The sequence below is a fragment of the Pseudomonas asturiensis genome (assembly GCF_900143095.1).
Lineage (GTDB): Bacteria > Pseudomonadota > Gammaproteobacteria > Pseudomonadales > Pseudomonadaceae > Aquipseudomonas > Aquipseudomonas asturiensis.
Genome location: NZ_FRDA01000016.1, coordinates 51,107 through 74,567 on the forward strand (window position 1 = coordinate 51,107; position 23,461 = coordinate 74,567).

The 23,461-nt window shown below is 59.9% G+C and carries 25 protein-coding genes and 1 other RNA gene; 10 read left to right on the forward strand and 16 right to left on the reverse strand.

What is annotated here, in order from left to right; all coding sequences use genetic code 11:
• Positions 1 to 120 precede the first annotated feature (120 nt).
• Positions 121 to 591: an Lrp/AsnC family transcriptional regulator gene (locus tag BUB69_RS22615; protein WP_073170780.1), complete on the reverse strand. Its 471-nt coding sequence runs from the start codon at positions 589 to 591 to the stop codon at positions 121 to 123.
• A gap of 127 nt (positions 592 to 718) precedes the next feature.
• Here BUB69_RS22615 and BUB69_RS22620 point away from each other — a divergent pair, with 127 nt between their 5' ends.
• From BUB69_RS22620 to BUB69_RS22630, 3 genes are all read left to right on the forward strand, one after another.
• A complete protein-coding gene (locus tag BUB69_RS22620; RefSeq protein WP_073170783.1) occupies positions 719 to 1,066 on the forward strand; it encodes a hypothetical protein in 348 nt (115 codons plus the stop codon).
• 110 nt (positions 1,067 to 1,176) lie between these two features.
• The gene (gene tfpB, locus BUB69_RS22625) at positions 1,177 to 2,961 is read left to right on the forward strand and encodes a type IV pilus assembly ATPase TfpB (protein ID WP_073170788.1); all 1,785 of its coding nucleotides are present in this window, start codon (positions 1,177 to 1,179) and stop codon (positions 2,959 to 2,961) included.
• Positions 2,962 to 3,101: 140 nt separating this feature from the next.
• A complete protein-coding gene (locus BUB69_RS22630) occupies positions 3,102 to 3,422 on the forward strand; it encodes a DUF2388 domain-containing protein (RefSeq protein ID WP_073170792.1) in 321 nt (106 codons plus the stop codon).
• Positions 3,423 to 3,476: 54 nt separating this feature from the next.
• Here BUB69_RS22630 and gcvH read toward each other — a convergent pair whose 3' ends face one another.
• From gcvH to BUB69_RS22670, 8 genes are all read right to left on the reverse strand, one after another.
• The gene (gcvH, locus tag BUB69_RS22635; protein WP_073170795.1) at positions 3,477 to 3,863 is read right to left on the reverse strand and encodes a glycine cleavage system protein GcvH; all 387 of its coding nucleotides are present in this window, start codon (positions 3,861 to 3,863) and stop codon (positions 3,477 to 3,479) included.
• A 48-nt stretch (positions 3,864 to 3,911) separates the two neighbouring features.
• On the reverse strand, positions 3,912 to 4,994 hold the full coding sequence (gcvT, locus tag BUB69_RS22640) for a glycine cleavage system aminomethyltransferase GcvT (RefSeq protein ID WP_073170798.1): 1,083 nt from the start codon (positions 4,992 to 4,994) through the stop codon (positions 3,912 to 3,914).
• A 154-nt stretch (positions 4,995 to 5,148) separates the two neighbouring features.
• Positions 5,149 to 6,765: an ABC transporter permease gene (locus tag BUB69_RS22645; protein ID WP_073170802.1), complete on the reverse strand. Its 1,617-nt coding sequence runs from the start codon at positions 6,763 to 6,765 to the stop codon at positions 5,149 to 5,151.
• Between the two features lie 246 nt (positions 6,766 to 7,011).
• Positions 7,012 to 8,013 (reverse strand): extracellular solute-binding protein, encoded by a 1,002-nt coding sequence (locus BUB69_RS22650; RefSeq protein ID WP_073171038.1) that lies wholly within the window; start codon positions 8,011 to 8,013, stop codon positions 7,012 to 7,014.
• Positions 8,014 to 8,171: 158 nt separating this feature from the next.
• Positions 8,172 to 9,392 (reverse strand): 2-octaprenyl-3-methyl-6-methoxy-1,4-benzoquinol hydroxylase, encoded by a 1,221-nt coding sequence (locus BUB69_RS22655; RefSeq protein WP_073170806.1) that lies wholly within the window; start codon positions 9,390 to 9,392, stop codon positions 8,172 to 8,174.
• Positions 9,393 to 9,443: 51 nt separating this feature from the next.
• Positions 9,444 to 10,631: a 2-octaprenyl-6-methoxyphenyl hydroxylase gene (gene ubiH / locus BUB69_RS22660; RefSeq protein ID WP_073170809.1), complete on the reverse strand. Its 1,188-nt coding sequence runs from the start codon at positions 10,629 to 10,631 to the stop codon at positions 9,444 to 9,446.
• Positions 10,628 to 11,962, reverse strand: coding sequence for a Xaa-Pro aminopeptidase (pepP, locus tag BUB69_RS22665; protein ID WP_073170812.1), 1,335 nt, complete (start codon positions 11,960 to 11,962; stop codon positions 10,628 to 10,630). Before pepP ends, ubiH begins: the two co-directional genes overlap by 4 nt.
• A 73-nt stretch (positions 11,963 to 12,035) precedes the next feature.
• Complete coding sequence (locus BUB69_RS22670) at positions 12,036 to 12,590, reverse strand: YecA/YgfB family protein (RefSeq protein WP_073170815.1); 555 nt, start codon at positions 12,588 to 12,590, stop codon at positions 12,036 to 12,038.
• 149 nt (positions 12,591 to 12,739) lie between these two features.
• Between BUB69_RS22670 and BUB69_RS22675 the strand changes: the two genes are divergently transcribed.
• From BUB69_RS22675 to BUB69_RS22690, 4 genes are all read left to right on the forward strand, one after another.
• On the forward strand, positions 12,740 to 12,949 hold the full coding sequence (locus BUB69_RS22675) for a TIGR02449 family protein (RefSeq protein WP_073170818.1): 210 nt from the start codon (positions 12,740 to 12,742) through the stop codon (positions 12,947 to 12,949).
• Entirely contained in the window at positions 12,946 to 13,275 is a 330-nt protein-coding gene (locus BUB69_RS22680; RefSeq protein WP_024689152.1) for a cell division protein ZapA, read from the forward strand. Before BUB69_RS22675 ends, BUB69_RS22680 begins: the two co-directional genes overlap by 4 nt.
• A gap of 30 nt (positions 13,276 to 13,305) precedes the next feature.
• A non-coding RNA gene (gene ssrS, locus BUB69_RS22685) (6S RNA) lies at positions 13,306 to 13,484 on the forward strand.
• Positions 13,485 to 13,586: 102 nt separating this feature from the next.
• Positions 13,587 to 14,198 carry a 5-formyltetrahydrofolate cyclo-ligase gene (locus BUB69_RS22690; protein ID WP_073170821.1) on the forward strand — a complete coding sequence of 204 codons (612 nt, stop codon included), beginning with the start codon at positions 13,587 to 13,589 and terminating at the stop codon, positions 14,196 to 14,198.
• 77 nt (positions 14,199 to 14,275) lie between these two features.
• Here the strand turns inward: BUB69_RS22690 and BUB69_RS22695 are convergent, their stop codons facing one another.
• Positions 14,276 to 14,428, reverse strand: a complete 153-nt coding sequence (locus BUB69_RS22695) for a hypothetical protein (protein ID WP_073170824.1) — start codon at positions 14,426 to 14,428, stop codon at positions 14,276 to 14,278.
• 185 nt (positions 14,429 to 14,613) lie between these two features.
• On the opposite strand from BUB69_RS22695, the gene BUB69_RS22700 reads away from it, so the two are divergent.
• Positions 14,614 to 15,063: an EVE domain-containing protein gene (locus BUB69_RS22700; protein WP_073170827.1), complete on the forward strand. Its 450-nt coding sequence runs from the start codon at positions 14,614 to 14,616 to the stop codon at positions 15,061 to 15,063.
• A gap of 7 nt (positions 15,064 to 15,070) precedes the next feature.
• Here BUB69_RS22700 and BUB69_RS22705 read toward each other — a convergent pair whose 3' ends face one another.
• Positions 15,071 to 15,460: a flagellar basal body-associated protein FliL gene (locus tag BUB69_RS22705; protein ID WP_122697177.1), complete on the reverse strand. Its 390-nt coding sequence runs from the start codon at positions 15,458 to 15,460 to the stop codon at positions 15,071 to 15,073.
• A gap of 157 nt (positions 15,461 to 15,617) precedes the next feature.
• Between BUB69_RS22705 and BUB69_RS22710 the strand changes: the two genes are divergently transcribed.
• On the forward strand, positions 15,618 to 16,595 hold the full coding sequence (locus BUB69_RS22710) for an NADPH:quinone oxidoreductase family protein (protein ID WP_073170833.1): 978 nt from the start codon (positions 15,618 to 15,620) through the stop codon (positions 16,593 to 16,595).
• Positions 16,596 to 16,669: 74 nt separating this feature from the next.
• Here BUB69_RS22710 and BUB69_RS22715 read toward each other — a convergent pair whose 3' ends face one another.
• Positions 16,670 to 17,092, reverse strand: a complete 423-nt coding sequence (locus BUB69_RS22715) for a hypothetical protein (RefSeq protein ID WP_073170836.1) — start codon at positions 17,090 to 17,092, stop codon at positions 16,670 to 16,672.
• A 274-nt stretch (positions 17,093 to 17,366) separates the two neighbouring features.
• On the opposite strand from BUB69_RS22715, the gene glpT reads away from it, so the two are divergent.
• Positions 17,367 to 18,716, forward strand: a complete 1,350-nt coding sequence (gene glpT, locus BUB69_RS22720) for a glycerol-3-phosphate transporter (protein WP_057409975.1) — start codon at positions 17,367 to 17,369, stop codon at positions 18,714 to 18,716.
• Position 18,717: 1 nt separating this feature from the next.
• Here glpT and BUB69_RS22725 read toward each other — a convergent pair whose 3' ends face one another.
• From BUB69_RS22725 to rho, 4 genes are all read right to left on the reverse strand, one after another.
• A complete protein-coding gene (locus BUB69_RS22725) occupies positions 18,718 to 19,386 on the reverse strand; it encodes a gamma-glutamylcyclotransferase (RefSeq protein ID WP_024689159.1) in 669 nt (222 codons plus the stop codon).
• 208 nt (positions 19,387 to 19,594) lie between these two features.
• The gene (locus BUB69_RS22730) at positions 19,595 to 20,563 is read right to left on the reverse strand and encodes a CDP-6-deoxy-delta-3,4-glucoseen reductase (RefSeq protein ID WP_073170838.1); all 969 of its coding nucleotides are present in this window, start codon (positions 20,561 to 20,563) and stop codon (positions 19,595 to 19,597) included.
• Positions 20,563 to 22,029, reverse strand: coding sequence for a 4-hydroxy-3-polyprenylbenzoate decarboxylase (gene ubiD, locus BUB69_RS22735; RefSeq protein ID WP_073170842.1), 1,467 nt, complete (start codon positions 22,027 to 22,029; stop codon positions 20,563 to 20,565). Before ubiD ends, BUB69_RS22730 begins: the two co-directional genes overlap by 1 nt.
• 129 nt (positions 22,030 to 22,158) lie before the next feature.
• Entirely contained in the window at positions 22,159 to 23,418 is a 1,260-nt protein-coding gene (gene rho, locus BUB69_RS22740; RefSeq protein WP_024689162.1) for a transcription termination factor Rho, read from the reverse strand.
• Positions 23,419 to 23,461 lie beyond the last annotated feature (43 nt).

Here is a 23,461-nt window from a genome sequence, read left to right on the forward strand (position 1 = left end):
CACGGTTTGTTGACATCGTAGGAGCGGACTTGTCCGCGAATGCAGCGGTTTGGCGGTTGCATCTCTGGTGGATGTACCGGCCTCTTCGCGGACGAGTCCGCTCCCACGGTTTTTTGAGGATTAACGCAGCAACGGCAAACTTGTCGTGGATTTTATTTCCGACAAGGCCACGGTTGAATTCACTTCCTGTATCCCCGGCACCAGCGACAGTTTCTCGAAGAAAAACCGCTCGTACGCCTCGATGTCGGGCGTCACGATGCGCAGTAGAAAGTCCACCGACCCCATCAGCACGTAACACTCCAGCACTTCGGGAAAACCGCGAATCGAGTCGGTGAATTCGGTGAAATTGGAGCGGCCGTGTGCGTTGAGTTTCACCTCAGCAAATATCTGCGTATTCAGGCCGATTTTCTTGCGATCCAGCAGGGAAACCTGACGACGAATCACCCCCTCGTCCTTCAGACGTTGAATACGCCGCCAGCACGGCGATTGCGACAGGCCCACCTGCTCGGCTATCTGCGCACTGGACAGTGAAGCGTCCTCCTGAAGCAACGCCAGGATCTTGCGATCATAAGCATCCAGCTCGACAGACATAAACAATTCTCCAAAACCTTACAGTGCGCATTAACAAGTCAAAACAAGCCTAATCCAATCCATCATCGACCAGATATTTCTTTTTCGGCATGCAAGAATTTCTCTGACTCGCACAGGAGAACCCGGCATGCCCAATCTGGAAACCGTCCCAACGCCTGCACACCGCCCCGACAGCTGGTCGTCCGCCAGCCAGACCTGCTGTGTGTGCTATCGGATCCTCGCCGAGGCCGAACCGGCACTGCTTTGCCAGGTGCTCAACCTGTTCGCGATGCAGTACCTGACACCCTGCCATCTTGAGGCGACCCGGCAGAACGGATTGCTGGTCATCCATGTGCAGGTCGACGGTCTGAGCGGGCACCGCGCGGGTGTGATTGGCGAAAAAATGCGCAACCTGATCAATGTGTGCTCGGTCGAGCTGACGCACAGCGAGTCGCTGCAACCCCCGGAAACCCGCGTCGCACGGGCTGTTGGCTGAAACCATAAAGCCCTTTTGGAAATTCCCGGTCGCATAGAAGGCCCAACACTGGCACGCTTGGCAGCTAGTCTTGTTCATCTTCCGATGATGAACTGCCTCAAGGAGCGTGCATGGCATCCCTGGCCCCAGCTTCACAGGATCGCTGGCTCGATCTGAACGATGTACTCCGTGATCTCGTCGCCCAAGGCATGCTCGGCCAGGACGACGCTGAAACAGCGGTCACCCAGCGGCGCAGCGCCGCGAACATTCAACTGCACCCGCTCGAGTTTCTCGCGGCCCAGCAGTTCGAGGACCTCAAACGTCCCGGCAAGAAACTCGACCTGGAAAGCCTGACGGCGTGGCTGGCCAATGCGTGCGGCCAGCCGTACATGCGCATCGATCCGTTGAAAATCAATGTTGCCGCTGTCACGCCGCTGATGTCCTACGCCTTTGCGCAGCGTCACAAGATCCTGGCAGTGGCGGTTGATCGCGAATCCGTCACCATCGCCAGTGCCCAACCTTACGTGCGGGCGTGGGAAGCGGACCTTGAGCATGTGCTGAAGCTGCCGATCAAGCGCGTGGTCGCCAATCCGGCAGACATCCAGCGGGTGGCTGTCGAGTTCTTCAGGCTGGCAAAATCGGTCAGCGGCGCCAGCACGAACGAGCAGAAAGTCAGCAACATGGGCAACTTCGAACAGTTGCTCAAGCTGGGTGCCAGCGATCAGGAGCCCGATGCCAACGACGCGCACATCGTCAACATCGTCGACTGGCTGTTCCAGTACGCATTTCAGCAACGTGCCAGCGATATCCACATCGAACCCCGGCGCGAGCAAGGCACGGTGCGCTTTCGCATCGACGGGGTGCTGCACAACGTCTATCAGTTTCCGCCACAGGTGGTCATGGCCATTGTCAGCCGCCTGAAAAGCCTGGGCCGCATGAACGTCGCCGAAAAGCGCAAACCGCAGGATGGCCGGGTCAAGACCACCACGCCAGAGGGCGGCGAAGTGGAATTGCGCCTGTCGACCCTGCCTACTGCGTTCGGCGAAAAGATGGTGATGCGGATTTTCGACCCCGAGGTGCTGCTCAAGGATTTCGATCAACTGGGCTTTTCCAGTGATGACCTGCGCCGCTGGCAGGAGATGACCCGCCAGCCGAACGGCATCATTCTCGTCACAGGCCCGACGGGATCAGGCAAAACCACAACGCTGTACACAACGCTCAAAAAGCTGGCGACTTCCGAGGTCAACCTCTGCACCATCGAAGACCCTATCGAGATGGTCGAGCCGGCCTTCAACCAGATGCAGGTGCAACACAACATCGACCTGACATTTGCCAGCGGCGTTCGCGCACTGATGCGGCAAGACCCGGATATCATCATGATCGGCGAGATTCGCGACCTGGAGACAGCAGAGATGGCCATTCAGGCAGCCCTGACCGGCCACCTGGTGCTTTCAACCCTGCACACCAACGACGCACCGAGCGCCATCAGCCGGATGCTGGAGCTCGGCGTGCCGCATTACCTGCTCAAGGCGACGATTCTCGGTGTGATGGCTCAACGTCTGGTGCGCACGCTGTGCCCGCACTGCAAGGCGCCGATCAACCTCAACGAAACCGACTGGCAGACCCTGACACGCCCTTGGCAGGCACCGGTTCCGGCGGGCGCGCACCAGGCGGTGGGCTGCGTGGAATGCCGTGACACCGGCTATCGCGGCCGCGCTGGCGTGTACGAAATCATGTTGATGTCGGACGCTGTGAAGTCGCTGATCAGCGCTGACCTGGACCTCACCGCCATGCGCAGGCAGGCCTTCAAGGAGGGAACGCGCAGCCTGCGTCTGTCAGGCGCACAGAAAGTTTCGGCAGGATTGACTACCCTTGAAGAGGTGCTGCGCGTGACGCCGCAAAGTGAACAGCGTTGAACCCGCAGTTCTGAAGACGTGGCAACGAGCATAAAGGCGCTGTGCGACAGCTAAAGTGAACAAGCCGGTACATTTATTGAACTAGTACGCGACTTTGCCTATCCAACCCCTCAGAACAACCACAGTTGGAGTACCTCACCATGCGTCTCAAGTTTGCTGTCGCCACCGTTGCCTTGCTTTCTATCCCGATGGGTTCAGCGATGGCTGACTCCTTCTGGCGTAATGTGATTTCCTCGGGTGCCACCACCGGCTCGACTTACCTGACGTTCAAGGACCACAAACTGATTGTTGCTGCACAGGACGATGCGGGCAGTTTTGTCGCCAGCAACGGCGGTATTCGTGGTCCATTTCTGGAAGCGGCCATCCAGCAGGTTCGCCAGGACAACCCAGGTCTGAAAGCCTCGGACATGGATCTGGCCAACGCGATCCTGGACAAGAATCTGGTTGCCGAAAACCAGTAATTCACGCCCCAAAAAAAATGCCGCTCGATCGAGCGGCATTTTTTTGTCCGGCATTTACTCGCCGATGGCGCTCTTGTAACCGGCAGCGTCCAGAAGCTTCGCCAGGTCGACTGTCGCATCGGCGGGCTTGAGCTTGAAGATCCAGGAAGCATAAGGGTCGCTGTTCAGACCTTCAGGCGTACCTTGCAGCTCTTCATTGACAGCAATCACTTCGCCAGCAACCGGCGAATAGATATCCGAAGCAGCCTTGACCGACTCGACGACACCAGCAGTGTCGCCAGCAGCGAACGTCTTGCCGATTTCCGGCAGCTCGACGAAAACGACATCGCCCAACGCTTCCTGTGCGTGATCCGAGATACCGACAGTTACGGTGCCATCAGCTTCCAGACGCGCCCATTCATGGCTTTCGGCGAAACGCAGTTCGGCGGGAATATTGCTCATTTAGTCATCCTCAACACATCGAGTCAGCGGAAAACCCGCCAGATTAGGTTAGATCAGGGCTTTACCATGACGTACAAACGCTGGCTGCACCACCCGTACCGGATACCATTTGCCGCGGATTTCCACCTCGGCCCGGTCAGCGGTGACCATTGGCACACGTGCCAGAGCAATCGACTTGCTTAGCGTAGGAGAGAAACTACCACTGGTGATCTCACCTTCGCCAATTTCTGCGACGCGAACGACCTGACGGGCGCGCAGTACGCCGCGCTCTTCAAGCACCAGTCCGACCAGCTTGTAGGCAATGCCTTCGGCTCGCTCGGCCTCGAGCGCCTGACGACCGACAAAATCACGTTCGGCAGGCTCCCACGCAATACTCCAGGCCATGTTCGAGACCAACGGCGAAGCGTTTTCGTCGATGTCCTGACCATAGAGGTTCATGCCCGCTTCCAGACGAAGGGTATCGCGCGCGCCCAGACCGATCGGAGAAATGCCTGCACCAACCAGATCGTTGAAGAAGCCGGGCGCCTGTTCGGCGGGCAGCATGATTTCCAGGCCGTCTTCGCCGGTGTAACCCGTGCGGGCAATGAACCAGTCGGCGTTGTCCTGACCTTCGAACGGCTTGAGCTGGCGAATCAGATCGGCGCGGGCGCTGGACACCAGCTCACAGACCCTGTTTCTGGCCTGCGGCCCCTGGATCGCAAGCATGGCCATCTCATTGCGCTCGATCAGTTGCACGTCGAACCCTTCCAGACGGGACTGCATCCAGGCAAGGTCCTTGGCACCGGTGGCCGCGTTGACGACCAGACGATAACCCGTGGTCGTGAGGTAGACGATCATGTCGTCGATAATGCCGCCATGGCTGTCAAGCATGGCGCTATAGAGGGCGCGACCGGGCGTTTTGAGCCGGTCCACGTCATTGGCCAGCAGGTAGCGCAGCCAGGCTTTGGCCTGACTGCCGGCCACGTCGATCACGTTCATGTGCGAGACGTCGAAGACCCCACAATCGCGACGCACCTGATGGTGTTCCTCGACCTGTGATCCGTAATGCAACGGCATGTCCCAGCCACCAAAATCGACCATCTTCGCGCCCAGCGCGAGGTGCAGGTCAAAGAGGGGGGTACGCTGTCCCATGGGTTTCTCCTTCCGGGCGTGGCGAAGGTGCGGGCAGACACATCACGGCAAGCCCCCCGTTGAATCGGAGTTTGCAGCGAAGATAGCAGGCCGAATTGTCTGACAGACCGCACCAATTGCGGCGCATTGTAGCCGCAAGGTGAGGCCCCCGCACCTAGCCAATCTGCCGGGCAGAACGGCGAATCAGCCCAATCACCGGCAACAGGCCGACCAGAACCAGCGTCAAGGCAGGCAATGCAGCACGTGCCCACTCGCCTTCACTGGTCATTTCGAAAATGCGCACGGCCAGCGTATCCCAGCCAAACGGGCGCATCAGCAGGGTTGCAGGCATTTCCTTGAGCACATCGACGAACACCAGCAACGCTGCGCTCAAGGCGCCGGGAACCAGCAATGGCAGATACACGTTGAGAAACAACTTAGGCCCACTGACACCCAGACTACGGGCCGCTTCTGGCAACGAGGGGCGAATGCGCGACAGGCTGTTTTCCAGCGGACCGAACGCCACGGCGATAAAGCGCACCAGATACGCCAGCAACAACGCAGACAGGCTACCCAGCAACAGCGGCTTGCCCGCACCGCCGAGCCACCCCGACAAGGGGATAACCAGCTCGCGGTCCAGGTAACTGAAGGCGAGCATGATGGAAACGGCCAATACCGAACCCGGCAGTGCATAACCCAGATTGGCCAGGCTCACGCCCGAGCGAATAGCAGGCGTGGGCGCCATGCGCCGGGCGAAGGCCAGTACCAGCGCCGCACTGACCGTGATCAATGCCGCCATGCCGCCCAGATACAGGGTGTGCAGGATCAGGCCGGTGTAGCGCTCGTCCAGATCGAAACGGCCACGCTGCCACACCCAGACCACCAACTGCAGGACGGGCACGACAAACGCACAGAGAAACACCAGCCCACACCAGAAGGTCGCGGCCAGCGCCTTGACGCCACGCAGGTGATAAAGCGCCTTGCCGCGCGGTCGCTCGTTGGTGGCCCTGCTTGCACCTCTGGCGCGGCGTTCGCCATAGAGCAGGACCAGCACGGCCAACAGCAGCAAGCTGGCCAGTTGCGCCGCGCTGGACAGGCTGAAGAAGCCGTACCAGGTCTTATAGATCGCGGTGGTGAAGGTGTCGAAGTTGAACACGGACACGGCACCGAAATCCGCCAGAGTTTCCATTAGCGCCAGCGCCACACCTGCACCGATGGCCGGGCGTGCCATTGGCAAGGCCACACGCCAGAAAGCTTGCAACGGCGATTGTCCAAGCACTCGCGCCGCTTCCATCAGGCCTTTGCCCTGGGCCAGGAACGCCGTGCGTGCCAGCAGGTAAACGTAGGGGTAGAACACCAGCACCAGAACGATGATTACACCGCCCGTGGAACGCACCCTGGGCAGCCGCAGGCCGGTGCCGAACCATTCACGCATCAGGGTCTGCACCGGGCCGGAAAAATCCAGCAGGCCTACAAAGACGAACGCAAGCACATAGGCGGGAATCGCGAACGGAAGCATCAGCGCCCAGTCCAGCCAGCGCCGTCCGGGAAATTCGCACAGGCTGGTCAGCCACGCCAGGCTTACACCCAGCAGCGTCACGCCCACACCGACGCCGACCACCAGAATCAACGTGTTGCCCAGCAGGCGCGTCATCTGGGTTTCGAGCAGGTGTGACCAGATCTGCTGATCTATGCTTTGCCAGGAAAGCAGCAACACGCTCAGCGGCAACAGCACCAGCGCAGCGATGGCAAAGACCAGGGGATACCAGCGGCGTTGAACAGGATGGGCCAAGGCGTTCTCGATAACTAAAACGATAGGAACTGAGCGATGCATGACCTGTGGGAAATCTCGCCCGTCCAGGACGCAGCCCGGTCCGCCCCCACAAAACCTTTTTATTCAAGGATTTACGGGGCGTTCGACAGGAGGCTTGCCGGTGATGCGGTTGCTCAAGCGCCGTGTCAGCGATTGAACTGACGCCATCGCCGGCAAGCCGCCTCCCACGGACCGTTGGTTGTGCATATAACGCCGCGTATTAAATCAATTCCAGCCCGCGCGATCCATCATGCGGATGGCTTCTGCCTGACGCTTGCCCGCGACTTCAACGGGGATGGTGTCAGCCTTGAAGCTCCCCCAGCTCGCCACTTCTTCCGACGGCGGCACTTTCGGGTTGGCCGGGAACTCCTGATTGACGCTGGAGAAGATCTTTTGCGCCTCAGGACCCGTCATCCACTCAACCAGCGCCTTGGCGGCCTCCGGGTGTGGCGCATATTTGGTCAGGCCTATGCCCGACAGGTTGACGTGTACGCCACGGTCAGCCTGATTTGGCCAGAACAGCTTCACCGCCAGATCCGGGTTCTGCTTGTGCAGACGGCCGTAGTAGTAGGTGTTGACGATGCCGACGTCGCACTGCCCGGCATTGATCGCTTCAAGCACGGCAATGTCGTCGGAGAACACGTCAGTGGACAGGTTATTCACCCAGCCCTTGAGGATTTTTTCAGACGCCTCGGCGCCATGGGTCTCGATCAGTGTGGCGGTCAACGACTGGTTGTAGACTTTCTTGGCCGTGCGCAGGCACAGGCGGCCTTCCCAGTTCTTGTCGGCGAGGGCCTCATACGTCGTCAGCTCGGCAGGCTTTACGCGATCCGTCGAGTAAGCAATGGTCCGCGCCCGCAGGCTCAGGCCCGTCCAGCCATGGGTGGAGGAACGATACTGTGGCGGAATGTTGGCTTCGATGACCGGCGAGGTGAACGGCTGGAGAATGCCCATTTGCTCGGCTTGCCAGAGGTTGCCGGCATCGACGGTCAGCAGCAGGTCGGCCGTCGCGTTCTCACCTTCGGCCTTGATGCGCTGCATCAGCGGCGCTTCCTTATCGGTGATGAACTTGATCTTTACGCCGGTCTTGGCGGTGTAGGCATCAAATACGGGCTTGATCAGCTCATCGATTCGGGAGGAATACACCACCACTTCGTCAGCAGCCTGAACGGCGCTGCTCAGTAAGGTCAGTGTCAGAGCAGCCAGAAGACGCTTGCTTGCCTGCATGAAGGTATCTCGCGTTCGCAAATGAGGCGAAATGGTAGTGAATCCCATTTACTATCTCAATCGAAGCGACACCGGAGGCGTTACTGGATGTTGCAGGATCCCCAAAGCCTCCGCTGATCGCGGCGCGTTAAGCGGAGCAAGGGATGACCCGCAGAGCCCTACAACCGCGCCAGCTCCGGCAGTTCCCCCGACAACCCCAGCGCCTCGCGCACAAACAGCGCCTTGGCTTCCGGCATCTTGTTGACCACCTTGAGCCCGGCATTACGCAGCCAGCGCAGCGGCAATGGATCGGCCTGGAACAGACGCTCGAAACCTTCCATTGCGGCCATCAGCGCCAGATTATGGGGCATGCGGCGGCGCTCGTAGCGGCCCAGCACGCGCACGTCCGACAGCAGCTCGCCGCGTGCGGCCGCATGGGTCAGCACTTCGGCCAGCACGGCAGCGTCGAGGAACCCCAGGTTCACGCCCTGCCCGGCGAGCGGGTGAATGGTGTGCGCAGCATCGCCGATCAGGGCGAGGCCTTTGGCGACATAGCGTTTGGCATGCCGCTGGCGCAACGGAACGCACAGGCGCGCATCGACCGCCAGCACCTGGCCCAATCGCCCTTCGAATGCCTGCTCAAGCTCCTTGCAGAACACTTCGTCAGTCACCGCCATCAGGCGCTCGGCCTCTTTCGGCGTCACCGACCAGACAATGGAACTCCAATGCTCGCCGGCGCGATCAAGAGGCAGGAACGCCAGCGGCCCTTCATCAGTGAAGCGCTGCCAGGCAGTTTTCCGGTTGGAATCGGCCGTGCGCACGCTGGTGACAATCGCGTTGTGCAGGTAGTCCCATTCGCGGGTCGGCGTGCCGGTCAAACGGCGCACCGCAGAGTTTGCGCCATCGGCAGCCACGACCAGCGGCGCGCGCAACGTGCGGCCATCCGACAGGGTCAGCAGCCAGTCATCGCCGGAATAACGCATCTGCTCAAGCCGCGCGTTGGCCAGCAGGCCGATATCGCTGTCATGCAGGCGATCAAGCAATGCGTCCTGTACCACACGATTTTCGACGATATGACCGAGCACGTCGGCATGCACGCTGGAGGCTGAGAAATGAATCTGTCCGGTGCCGCTGCCGTCCCACACGTGCATATGGCTATAGGGGCTGACGCGGCGTGACGCGATCCCTTCCCACACGTCCAGCCGTTGCAGAATCCGCTGGCTGGCGGCCGAAAGCGCGCTGACACGGGGTTCGAACGTGGCGTCCGGGTCGAACGGCTTGACGCTCAACGGCCCGCCGTCTACGACGATGACGTCCAGACCGCTGCCCTGGAGGGCTAACGCCAGGGCGCTGCCGACCATGCCGGCACCGACAATCAGCACATCTGCACGCGTTTCCATGTTCAAACCGTTCCCGCTTGAGGCCGTAGCCCTGTGTTTAAGGTGCCTGCGTCAAACATCGGTGCGCGTCCCCAGGCCCATGGCCTGACGCGCAAACCAGCGCTTGGCGGTGGGTAACAGGTCCAGCCCCAGCAAACCGAGGTTACGGCCTGTGGTGACCGCCGACTGGGTGCTGCCGAACAGGCGCGTCACCTTGTCAGAGAACCCCACGGTCAATTGCTGATCGGCACGCTGGCGTTCGCGATAGACCTGCAGCGTCGCCAGATCGCCCAGCACGGCGTCGCTTTCAAGCAGCGTTTCGGCCAGCGCATCGGCATCGCGCAACGACAGGTTGAACCCCTGCCCGGCAATCGGGTGCAGGCTGTGCGCAGCATTGCCCAGAATCACCAGATGCGAGCGCACCTGCTCTTCGGACTCGATCAACGCCAATGGGTAGACGTGGCGTGCGCCGACCTGTCGCAAGGTGCCGAGGCGATAGCCGAATACACCTTGCAGCTCTTCCAGAAAGTGGCGGTCATCCAGCTCGGCAAGACGCTGGGTATCGTTACCACGACGGGTCCAGACCAGCGCGCAGCGGTTTTCCGGCAGCGGCAACAAGGCCATCGGTCCATCGTCGGTGAAGCGCTCGAAGGCCTGGCCACAATGCGCTTCGCTCGGCGTGATATTGGCGATCAGCGCGCTCTGGTCATATGGCGTCTGGCGAACACCGATACCCAGTTGTTCACGCAGGCCGGAGCGCCCGCCATCGGCGAGCACGGCCAGGTCGCATTCCAGTTCGGTCTCATCTGCCAGCGTCAGGCGATACCCATCCGCCAGCGGCTGCATCTTGCGCACCTCGGCCGGCACGCGCCAGCTGACGACGTCACGATCCAGCCCGGCCCACAGGCACTGCCCCAGCCAGGCATTTTCAACGACGTAACCCAGCGCCGGCACGCCTTCCTCAATGGCCGACAAGCGCGTCGCGCCAAAGCGCCCACGGTCGGAGACCTGAATCTGCAAAATCGGCTCGGCCCGGCGCGAGATCTGCTGCCAGACGCCCAGGCGCTCATAAATGCGGCGCGCACCAAATGACAGTGCTGAAGACCGGGCATCGTAGCTGGGCTGGTAGGTTTCGCCCGGCGCAAACGGCTCGATCAGCACGATTTTCCAGCCACGCGCTTTGGCGCCAGCCTGCAACGCCAGCGCAAGGCTGGCACCGACCAGTCCGCCACCGACGATGGCAATGTTGAAACGGCTCATGCTGCCTGCGTCCGCGAGGCGGCCATCAGGGCCTCGATCTCGGCCACTGTCTTGGGCACGTCGCCGGAAAGCACGTCACAGCCTTTCTTGGTCACTACCACGTCGTCCTCGATACGCACGCCGATACCTCGCCATTTCTTTGCGACATTCAGATTGTCGGGAGACACGTAGATGCCGGGCTCCACCGTCAGCGCCATGCCGACCTCCAGCACGCGCCATTCACCGCCGACCTTGTATTCGCCTACATCGTGCACGTCCATGCCCAGCCAGTGTCCGGCGCGGTGCATGTAAAACGCTTTATAGGCTTCGTCTTCGATCAACTGAGCCACATCGCCCTGCAACAGACCCAGCTCGACCAGCCCTGCGGTAATGACCTGGACCGTGGCTTCGTGCGCCTGGTTCCAATGTTTGCCTGGGCCAATGGCCTCGAAGGCCGCCTGCTGGGACTTGAGCACCAGCTCATAAATAGCTTTTTGCTCGGGCGAAAACGTGCCGCTGACCGGGAAGGTGCGGGTGATATCGCTGGCGTAGCAATCGATCTCACAGCCGGCGTCGATCAGTACCAGGTCGCCATCCTTGAGCACCGCGTCGTTCTGCTGGTAGTGCAGAATGCAGGCGTTGCGACCCGAGGCGACAATGGAGCCATAGGCAGGCATCTTCGCGCCGCCTTTGCGAAACTCGTAATCCAGTTCGGCTTCGAGGCTGAATTCATGCAGCCCGGCACGGCAGGCCTGCATGGCCCGCACATGGGCACGCGCTGAAATCTGCGCCGCTCCACGCATGACCTTGATCTCGGCAGCCGACTTGTACAGGCGCATGTCATGCAGCAGGTGATCCAGGGCGACGAACTCATTGGGCGGTTGAGCGCCAAGGTGCGCCTTGGAGCGGATCACGTTGATCCACTCCATCAGGTGACGGTCGAACTCAGGATTGCTGCCCATCGCCGAATACACGCGATCGCGTCCTTCGATCAGGCCCGGCAGGATGTCGTCGATATCATTGATCGGAAACGCGTCGTCCGCGCCGAAATCGCGAATAGCGCCTTCCTGTCCCGCGCGCAAACCGTCCCACAACTCACGCTCGGGGTTGCGCTCGCGGCAGAACAGCACGTATTCGCCATACTCGCGCCCCGGGATCAGCACCACGACGGCTTCCGGCTCGGGAAACCCGCTCAGGTACTGGAAGTCGCTGTCCTGGCGATACACATGCTCGACATCACGATTGCGAATCGCCACAGCCGCAGCAGGCAGAATCGCAATGCTGTTGGGCTCCATCTGGGCCATCAGGGCTTTGCGTCGGCGGGCGTATTCGGACTTCGGTATTGGGATCATCGGCAACGTGAGTCCTGATGGCGCGTATCGGTCAGCGGTTTTTCAGCGTCGACCGATACGCGATGATGAGCAATCAGTGCAGGGAAGGCTTGGGTTCCGGCGTGGCTGGCTTGTTGCACTCGGTGAACAGCAGCAACGGCGCAACGCGCAGGTATTCCATGACTTCCATATAGTCGGTTTCGCCGTCTTCGGACTCTTCCAGCGCGTCCTGCACCTGAGCGATGGCCGCCAGATCCTGCAGGACCTCGGTGGCCTCGATGCTCAGGACCTTGTCACCTGCGGCCAGACCAAAGCCCGACAGGAAACCCTGGCACCACTGACCCAGCGCGGCAGCGCGTTCGGCCAGGGGCTCGTCGTCACCCGGCAGCAACAGCACAACCGTCATGTCGTCGCTGGTGAGTTCACCCTTGACCATTTCCTGAAGGCCGACGAGCGCCTGACGCACGTTGTCTTCCGGCTCGCTTTCCAGCAGCACTGAAGCGTCGGCAAACCAGCCTTCGTTGTCGAAACCGGCACCCGCACAGCTGCGGCCCAGCAGCAGGCCATGGAGTTCGGCTGGAGATACAGGGTGACCACTGCCATTGAGCAGGGTGGCGAATGCTTTGTACGGAGAATTCTGAATGGGCATGGGTAGCTAGTCGCCAAACGGCGCAATGTCTAGAATGAAGGCCTTGTATCCTAGACTATCCGCGCGCCAAGATCATCAACGCGACGGTTTGGGCTTGAGCATGAATACAACCCCCATGCCATTCATCAGAAAGTACTCAGTGGAAAACAATGGAAGACACCGACCTGCAAGCGCTGATGAAACGAGTGGAGCTGCTACTCAAGCACGCCGAGCAACTTAAAGCCCAAAACGCACTCCTATTAGCTCAGGAAAAATCCTGGCGCGAGGAACGCGCCCACCTCATTGAAAAGAACGAAATCGCCCGGCAAAAGGTCGAGTCAATGATTTCGCGCCTCAAGGCTTTGGAGCAAGACTCATGAGTAATGGCAACAGCGTGACCGTTCAGATCCTCGACAAGGAATACTCCATCATCTGCCCACAGGAAGAGCGCACCAATCTGGTCAGTGCAGCCCGCTACCTGGATGGCAAGATGCGCGAAATCCGTAGCAGCGGCAAAGTCATCGGTGCCGATCGCATTGCCGTAATGGCCGCTTTGAACATCACCCACGATTTGCTGCACAAGCAGGATCTGCCTGACGTACAGGCCAGCGGGTCGACCCGTGAACAGGTCCGCGATCTGCTGGAAAAAGTCGATCTGGTACTCGCCACCGACACACCTGGAACGCCGGATTCAACTCGCAGCTGATTATTTCGGGGCATTTCTGTATACTTGCGCCGCTCCCTGGAGTGCTTGCCAGTCGGTCATGTCCCTGAGCCGATACGCACAACCACGGGGGTTGCACGTTGGGGTTGGTGTGCATGTCCGCTCGACGGAAAGCCTTAAAACCTCCTGCAATCTCCACCTTGAACTTTCGGGTTCAAGGGCTAAACCGACAGCGGTTCGTCGGGGAGTCCTCATTCGATGCATTGCCAGCCAGCTGTCTGGCAATGACGATCCCGCCTTGAAATCAACCTCAAGGATTCATCTTCCGGATCAGCCTGCATGACTTCTCGCTCATGACCAGCGCACCTTCACTCACACGCCCGCAATTGCGCCGCCAGTTGCGCAAGGCCCGTCGATCATTGACCCGCAGTCAGCAGCGCGAAGCCGCCCGTGGCCTCTATCGCCAGCTGGCGCACCACCCCTTGTTCAGACGCGCCCGCCATGTCTCGCTGTACCTGCCCATGGATGGCGAGATCGATCCTCGCCTGTTACTGCGCGCCGCACAGCGTCGCGGCAAGGCGACCTATCTACCTGTCCTCAATGCCTGGCCAAGAACCCGCATGGTCTTCCAGCGCGTGCGACCAGGTGAAAAATTCATACCCAATCGATTTCGCATTCCCGAGCCCCGTATCAACCGCGCAAAGCAGCGCCGCATCTGGGCACTCGATCTGATCCTGATGCCGCTGGTGGGGTTTGATGACGAAGGCGGACGCCTGGGCATGGGCGGCGGCTTCTATGACCGCAGTCTGGCTTACAGAACGCGCAGGACCACCTGGCGCAAACCGGTGCTGCTGGGGCTCGCGCATGAATGTCAGAAGGTAGAGCGATTGGCGCAGGCCAGCTGGGATGTTCCGTTACAGGGGACGGTTTCGGACAAACGCTGGTATCTGGCTCAGGCACTCTGACCGATCAGGCTTCGTTGCGAAGGCGTATGGACGATCAGAGCAGGACGGGCGTGTCAGCACGCAAATAACAGGGGCAATCAGTGTCGGCCAGGGACTTTCTGCTGTTGCTGGGTGAGTTCGACAGGCATATCGGCCTTGTTCGACCACAGGCTTTGCGCATAACCGGTTGTCACGACACCCAAGCCAAACAATACGACCAGAATCCAGAGTAAATCAGGCTTGCGTTTCATTGACTGCCCTCCTTAGGCAAATCAATACGATGTCAGCATCGGTTTTATGTGAGCCGTGCAGCAGCGTGGTGCTTAAAATGGCGGCATTTTGCGATAACGTGAACCAGTACGCAAATAGTGGCGCCAACCGACTGTCGGTTTGTCATCAAAGCCACATGAACTTATCACTTCAGGAGCAACCCTTAATGGCCTATTGGCTGATGAAGTCCGAGCCCGACGAGCTCTCTATCAGCGACCTGCAACGCCTGGGCAAGACCCGCTGGGACGGCGTGCGCAACTATCAGGCGCGCAACTTCATCAGGTCCATGGCCGCTGGCGACGAATTCTTCTTTTACCATTCCAGTTGCCCCGAGCCGGGCATTGCCGGAATCGCAAAAATCACGGAAGCCGCCTACCCGGACCCGACCGCACTGGACCCCGACAGCCATTATCACGACGCCAAGGCTACACCCGAGAAGAATCCGTGGAGCGCGATCGATGTCGAGTTCGTGGAGACGTTTCGCAACGTCCTGGGCCTTGGCTACCTGAAACAGCAAAGTCAGCTGGAACAACTGCCTCTGGTACAGAAAGGCAGCCGTCTCTCGGTCATGCCCGTCACCGCCGAACAGTGGGCGGCGATTCTGGCACTGCGCTGATCAGCGCTTACTGGACGATGAAGTTGTTGAACAGCAAGTCCTCAACGATCGGTTTGCCTTCTTCATCGTTCATGACGCGCTGAACCTGCTTGAGCGCTTCCTGACGAATGTTTTCTTTCGCTTCGGCGCTGCTCATGGTGTCGACGGTCTGCTGAGTGAACAGCGCCACCAACTGATTGCGGATCAATGCATCGTTGCGCTTCACGGCAGCTTCTGCCTCGGCACCGGTGACGCGCAAGGCAATATCAGCCTTGTAGACGCGCAGTTTCGGGCCACCATCCAGCGCGTAGTTACCCACGAACGGCGGCGTCAGCGACACGTAAGCCGCTTTGGGCGGACCTTCTTCCTTGGTTTCTTCAGCCAGCACCACAGCGGGCAATGACAAGGCCAGCAACATCAGGATCCACTTCACAGTCCACTCCTTAATACGATTCGCCCCATAGCTTATACAGCCGGTATAGCTTATGTGTACTTATCAGGCCGAGTCATGCTCATTGACCCGCACACCCGCTTAACTGACTTTATCGGCCATCTCTGGAAAAGGAATAGCCCCGATGAAAGCCCTCATGTGCAAAGCCTTCGGCCCCGCGAGCACGCTGGTGCTCGAAGACATCCCGGCGCCTGACGTCAAGAAGAACGAAATCCTGCTCGACGTGCACGCGGCCGGTGTCAACTTTCCAGACACCCTCATCATAGAAGGCAAATACCAGTTCAAGCCGCCCTTTCCGTTTTCACCGGGTGGCGAGGCAGCGGGCGTGATCTCGGCTGTCGGGGAAAAAGTTACCCATCTCAAACCCGGCGACCGCGTCATGGCGCTCACCGGCTGGGGCAGCTTCGCTGAACAGGTCGCGGTGCCGAACTACAACGTCCTGCCGATTCCCGAAAGCATGGACTTCACCCACGCTGCTGCCTTCAGCATGACCTACGGCACTTCGATGCACGCCCTTAAACAACGCGCCAACCTGCAACCCGGCGAAACCCTGCTGGTGCTCGGCGCATCCGGCGGCGTAGGCCTGGCCGCCGTGGAAATCGGCAAGGCCCTCGGCGCACGCGTCATCGCAGCTGCAAGCTCGGCAGAAAAACTCGACGTCGCCAAAAACGCCGGCGCCGACGAATTCATCAACTACACCGATACCAGCCTCAAGGACGAAATCAAACGCCTTACGAACGGCAACGGCGTAGACGTAATCTACGACCCGGTCGGCGGCGACCTCTTCGACCAGGCCGTCCGCTGCATCGCCTGGAACGGCCGTCTCCTTGTCGTCGGCTTCGCCAGCGGCCGCATCCCCGAACTGCCCGTCAACCTGGCCCTGCTCAAAGGCGCTTCGGTGGTGGGAGTATTCTGGGGTTCTTTCGCACAACGGCAGCCGCAGGACAATGCCGCGAACTTCAAGCAGTTGTTTGCGTGGTTTGAAGAGGGAAAGTTGAAACCCTTGGTGTCGCAGGTGTATCCGCTGGCGCGGGCAGGGGAGGCGATTGATGCGTTGGGGGGACGCAGGGCTGTGGGGAAGCTAGTAATAAAAACCGCATGACCTAGCCGGAACAGACAACACCGGGTCAGCTTGCGCCAGACTGACACGGCGTCAGGCGCTCAAGGCTCCAGTCCTTAAAGCGCCTGCCGAACGCTCTCCGGTAAATAATCCACATACTGCCGCCCCGGATTCTCACGGCAACCGGCGATCACCTGCGGCACCGCCGCGACCAGATCACGCACCAGCGCCTGGCGCTCGTCCGTGGAGAGAAACGCCTGGTTCACGGGGCCGCTGGAAAGATGGCGCTCGGTTCGGCGGAATGTTTCCAGATCGTACGGAGCCAGCTTTGTGCTCCAGCGGGTCTGGTTCTGCCTCAAAGCCCGATTGATCTGGCTGCACCGCACTGTTTTGAGGTCGGCAACTTCATCAGTATGAACACTGCCAGGCGTCGTTTCCGAAAAGCGATTGTGCGCCAGCACCACAAACGCCTGCGCCGCGTAGAGCGGCATTGCCATCAAGGCCATTGAAACCACCAAAACAACCACAATCCATTTCATCCCTACCTCTGCTCACCGCGACGTGAATGCCTGCATGGCGTCCGTGTCGCGATACTAGAGGGGGTCGTATTGAACACATAAGGACACGATTTCCCATACGACCGTAGGACCTGTCCTATTCAGTAACTGAATCGTTAAAGCTCCCTGACGTTCGCAAAACAACATGCGAAACCGCGTATTTCCCGCCGTATTTCGGTCAAAAGGCACTGCTTTTTTCTGTAACGAAAATGTAATATTCGCTTTCGCAAAAACAATAAGAACCCGGAGAGTCTATATGTTTGCGTTTTTCCGCCCTGCCAGGCACAAGGCACCCCTTCCCGAAGAGCAAGTCGACAGCACGTATCGCCGCCTGCGCTGGCAGATCTTCGCGGGCATTTTCATTGGTTACGCGGGTTACTACCTGCTGCGCAAAAACTTCTCGCTCGCGATGCCTTATCTGATCGACGAAGGCTACACACGCGGCCAGCTGGGCGTGGCGATGTCAGCGATTGCGATTGCCTACGGCCTGTCGAAGTTCTTGATGGGGATCATCTCCGACCGGTCCAACCCACGCTACTTCCTGCCCTTCGGCCTGCTGGTGTCGGCCGGGATCATGTTCATTTTCGGCTTCGCGCCGTGGGCGACGTCCAGCGTCACGATCATGTTCGTGTTGCTATTCATCAACGGCTGGGCGCAGGGCATGGGCTGGCCGCCGAGCGGGCGGACGATGGTGCACTGGTGGTCGCAGAAAGAGCGCGGCGGTGTGGTGTCGGTATGGAACGTGGCGCACAACGTCGGTGGCGGCCTGATCGGTCCGCTGTTCCTGCTGGGCATGGGCTGGACCAACGACTGGCACGCAGCCTTCTATGTACCGGCTGCTGTGGCGCTGCTGGTTGCGGTGTTCGCTTTTGCAACCATGCGCGACACGCCACAGTCGGTGGGCCTGCCGCCTATCGAGCACTACAAGAATGATTACCCGGAAGGCTACGATGCCAGCCATGAAGAGGAATTCAGCGCCAAGGAAATCTTCGTCAAGTATGTGCTGCGCAATAAATTCCTGTGGTACATCGCCATGGCCAACGTGTTCGTCTACCTGTTGCGCTACGGCGTGCTGGACTGGGCGCCGACCTACCTGAAGGAAGCCAAGCACTTCACCGTCGACAAGACTTCGTGGGCCTATTTCCTGTACGAGTGGGCCGGTATTCCGGGCACGCTGCTGTGCGGCTGGATGTCGGACAAGATCTTCAAGGGCAATCGCGGCCTGACCGGCATGGTGTTCATGTTCCTGGTGACCATCGCCACGCTGGTGTACTGGCTGAACCCTGAAGGCAACCCGACTGTGGACATGATTGCGCTGGTGTCCATCGGCTTCCTGATCTATGGCCCGGTGATGCTGATCGGCCTGCAGGCACTGGAACTGGCGCCCAAGAAAGCGGCCGGCACGGCGGCAGGTTTTACCGGTCTGTTCGGTTACCTGGGCGGCTCTGTCGCAGCAAGCGCGGCGATGGGCTATACCGTGGACCACTTCGGCTGGGACGGCGGCTTCGTGCTGCTGATCGGCGCGTGCATTCTGGCCATGGTGTTCCTGGCGCCGACGCTGCGTCACAAACAGGTCGCCAGTACCTCGCGTGAAGCCAAAGCCTGATTCAGGCCGTCGCTGACCGGCAGCGCTTGAGCCGCGCCTCCAGATGCAGATCTGGCATGGCGTGGCTGCGCAGGGCGTTGGCGGTCTGCTCGACGTAATCGCGGGTGGTGCCATACCGCCCGCTTGCGCTGGCCAGCACCTGGCTCAGCACGCTGTCCGGCAGGTTGCCCGCATAGCTTGGCAAATGCCGCTCCAGTACAAACCCCAAGGCCTGCACCTGCCTGCCATCTTCGAGACGGCAACTGAGCCAGTGTGGGCGATAAGAGGGATAAGGCATCTCGCGTTGCCACAAGGCGAGCAGCGAGTCTTCCAGACATTCATCCGGCAAGCGATAGGCAAAGCCGGTGCACGAGCCGCCCCGGTCCAGACCGAAGACCAGCCCCGGAACCTCCGGCGTACCGCGATGCTCATGGGACCACAGGTACAAGCCTCGGTGGTAGCCATGCACGCGCCCGCGCCGACGCTCTACAGCAGTGCATTCAGGTCGCCAGATCAATGAGCCATAGGCGAACAGCCAGACCGGACCACCGTTGTGGCGCTGCATGGTTGCAGCCATGGACGCGAGCAATTGCTCACGGGTCAGTTGCGGGCCAAGATCGATGACAGGTGGATACGTCAGGCCCAGGCCGTCGTGTACCGCCACGGCCAGTTCGTTGATGGGGTTCTCCATTTGCCTCCCTGACAGTCTGACTGCCAGTCTTTGCCGAGCCCCGCTGAATCGCTCATGGACGAGCGGCGTCAGGGTGTCGTGGTACGTTCTCTGTTGCAGGCCATTGGCCTTTTTCCAAAAAAGACACCTGGCGATGGTTTGACATCACCAGACGTCATAAGCGGTTTCAAGCAATTTACAATCCAGCTACGCCACCGTCAGTCAGGTGTCACGGACGAGGTGCGTAGGCAAACACGTCTGCGCGCATCTGGTGGGCGTCCATGCCGGCGCTGACCAACGCGTCGAGCGTGCCATAGATCATCGCAGGCGAGCCGCTGGCGTAGACATGCACGGCAGACAGATCCTTGATGTCATCGCAGACGGCCTCGTGCAGCATCCCGCAGCGCCCTTCCCAGCCACACAGGTCGCTGACCACCTTGTGCAGGAACAGATTGGGCAGCTTCTGCCACTCATCCCAGTGACTGATGGCATAGAAATCTTCGGGACGACGCACGCCCCAATACAGGTGCACAGGGTGTTTGAACCCCTTCACCCGACAGTGCTCGATCAGGCTGCTCATCTGTGCCATACCGGTACCCGCCGCGATCAGGACCAGCGGCCCATCAGGCAGCTCGGCCAGGTGTGTGTCGCCAAACGGCAGTTCGACCCGCGCCATCGCATTGCGCTGCAACTGTTCGATGAGGTTGCGTGCGCTGTCTTCGCGCACCAGCACGTGCAATTCCAGATCACGCCCGCTGTGAGGTGCCGAGGCGATGGAGAACGCTGATTTCTCACCATTCTCGCGCTCGATCATCAGGTACTGCCCGGCATGGTAGCGCGGCGCCTTGCCTGCCGGGGCACGCAGGCGCACACGCCAGACATCGCCCCCCACCTCGACACACTCGCTCAGCTGGCAGGCAAAACTGCGCACCGGCAACTCGCCCTTGGCCAGCACGCCATCCCACAGCACCACGCAGTCTTGCAGCGGCTCGGCCAGGCAGGTGTAGATTTCACCGTGATCCAGTTCCTGACCCGACTGCATGACCCGGCCTTCGACCAGCAGCGCCGAACAGACGTGGCAGTTGCCGTTGCGACAGCTCTGCGGGCACTCGTAGCCCAGACGCTGTGCAGCGTCGAGAATCCGCTCACCCGGCAAAGCGTCCAGCACTGCACCCGATGGCTGCAAGGTTACCCGCATCACTTGATTCCCAACTGATCCCAGATCTCGTCGACCCGACGTGTCGTGGCCTCATCCTTGACGATGGCCCTGCCCCACTCCCGACTGGTCTCACCCGGCCACTTGTTGGTCGCGTCCAGGCCCATCTTGGAGCCCAGGCCAGAGACCGGCGATGCGAAGTCCAGGTAGTCGATAGGCGTGTTGTCGATCATCACCGTGTCACGCTTGGGGTCCATGCGTGTGGTGATCGCCCAGATTACGTCGTTCCAGTCGCGGGCATTGATGTCGTCGTCGGTGACGATCACGAATTTGGTGTACATGAATTGCCGCAGGAACGACCAGACGCCCAGCATCACCCGCTTGGCATGACCGGGATACTGTTTCTTGATGGTCACGACGGCCATGCGGTACGAGCAGCCTTCAGGCGGCAAGTAGAAATCGACGATCTCCGGAAACTGTTTCTGCAGGATCGGCACGAACACTTCGTTCAAGGCAACGCCCAGAATCGCGGGCTCATCCGGTGGACGGCCCGTGTAGGTGCTGTGATAGATCGGCTTGATGCGGTGCGTGATGCGCTCGACGGTCAGCACCGGGAAGCTGTCCACTTCGTTGTAATAACCGGTGTGGTCGCCATAGGGACCTTCAGCGGCCATTTCGCCGGGATGGATCACGCCTTCCAGTACGATCTCGGCGCTGGCAGGCACTTGCAGGTTGCTGCCGCGGCACTTGATCAGTTCGGTACGCGAGCCGCGCAAAAGGCCGGCGAATGCGTACTCGGAGAGGCTGTCCGGCACAGGGGTCACAGCGCCCAGGATCGTCGCAGGGTCAGCACCCAGCGCCACGGCGACCGGATAAGGCTCGCCCGGATGCTTTGCGCACCAGTCGCGAAAATCCAGCGCGCCGCCGCGATGGCTGAGCCAGCGCATGATGATCTTGTTGCGACCGATCACCTGCTGGCGGTAGATACCCAGGTTCTGGCGCTCTTTGTTCGGGCCTTTGGTCACCGTCAGGCCCCAGGTGATCAGCGGCGCAACATCGCCCGGCCAGCAGGTCTGGACCGGCAGCATGCCGAGGTCAACGTCATCACCTTCGATGACGATCTCCTGACACGGGGCGTCCTTGACGACCTTGGGTGCCATGGCGATGACCTTGCGGAAGATCGGCAGCTTGGACCAGGCGTCCTTGAGGCCTTTGGGGGGCTCGGGCTCTTTCAGGAAGGCCAGCAGCTTGCCGATCTCGCGCAATTCACTGACCGCTTCGGCACCCATGCCCATGGCCACACGCTCGGGCGTGCCGAACAGGTTGCCCAGTACCGGAATATCAAAGCCGACCGGTTTTTCGAACAACAGGGCCGGGCCCTTCGCACGCAGGGTGCGATCACAGATCTCGGTCATTTCCAGCACGGGGGAAATCGGCATCTGAATGCGTTTCAGCTCTCCGCGCTGCTCAAGCTGCTGTACGAAATCCCTTAGATCTTTGAATTTCATTAACCCGGCCATTTATCCAAATAGACGCACATCGTACCTGCTCTGAGCACTCAAGGCAGCTAATGAGCCAAACGACAGCCAAAAAAAATGGCACCCCGAAGGATGCCATTTCTTGAATCGACCCGTCTGTTACTTGCGTTTCATCGACAGGAAGAATTCATCGTTGGTCTTGGTCTGCTTGAGCTTGTCGATCAGGAACTCGATCGCAGCGACCTCATCCATCGGGTGCAGCAGCTTGCGCAGGATCCACATGCGCTGCAGCTCGTCATCAGCGGTCAACAGCTCTTCGCGGCGTGTGCCGGAGCGGTTGATGTTGATGGCCGGGAACACGCGCTTCTCTGCAATCTTGCGATCCAGAGGCAGTTCCATGTTGCCGGTACCCTTGAACTCTTCGTAGATGACTTCATCCATCTTCGAGCCGGTTTCAACCAGCGCGGTGGCGATGATGGTCAGCGAGCCGCCTTCTTCGATGTTTCGTGCAGCACCGAAGAAACGCTTTGGCTTCTCAAGGGCGTGCGCATCGACACCACCGGTCAGTACCTTGCCGGAGCTCGGGATGACGGTGTTGTAGGCACGGGCCAGACGGGTGATCGAGTCCAGCAGGATGACGACGTCTTTCTTGTGCTCGACCAGGCGCTTGGCCTTCTCGATCACCATTTCGGCAACCTGTACGTGGCGGGTCGGCGGTTCGTCGAAGGTCGAGGCAACCACTTCGCCGCGCACGGTGCGCTGCATTTCGGTCACTTCTTCCGGACGCTCGTCGATCAGCAGAACGATCAGATGCACTTCGGGGTTGTTACGCGTGATGTTCGACGCGATGTTCTGCAGCATGATGGTCTTGCCCGCCTTTGGCGGAGCAACGATCAGACCACGCTGACCTTTACCGATCGGCGCACACAGATCGATCACGCGACCGGTGAGGTCTTCGGTGGAACCGTTACCAGCTTCCATCTTCATGCGCACGTTCGGGAACAGCGGCGTCAGGTTTTCGAACAGAATCTTGTTCTTGGCGTTTTCCGGACGGTCGTAGTTGATCGTGTCGACCTTGAGCAGCGCGAAATAACGCTCACCTTCTTTCGGAGGACGGATCTTGCCAACGATGGTGTCGCCGGTACGCAGGTTGAAACGGCGGATCTGGCTCGGGGAGACATAGATGTCATCCGGACCGGCCAGGTAGGACGCGTCTGCAGAGCGCAGGAAGCCGAAGCCGTCCTGGAGGATCTCCAGCACGCCATCACCGGAAATTTCCTCGCCACTTTTAGCGTGCTTTTTGAGCAGGGAGAAAATCACATCCTGCTTGCGCGAACGGGCCATATTTTCTATGCCCATCTGTTCGGCCATTTCGAGCAGATCGGTAATCGGCTTTTGCTTGAGTTCAGTCAGGTTCATATAGGAATGACGTAATCATGTATGGAGGGGGAAATTAAGCTTT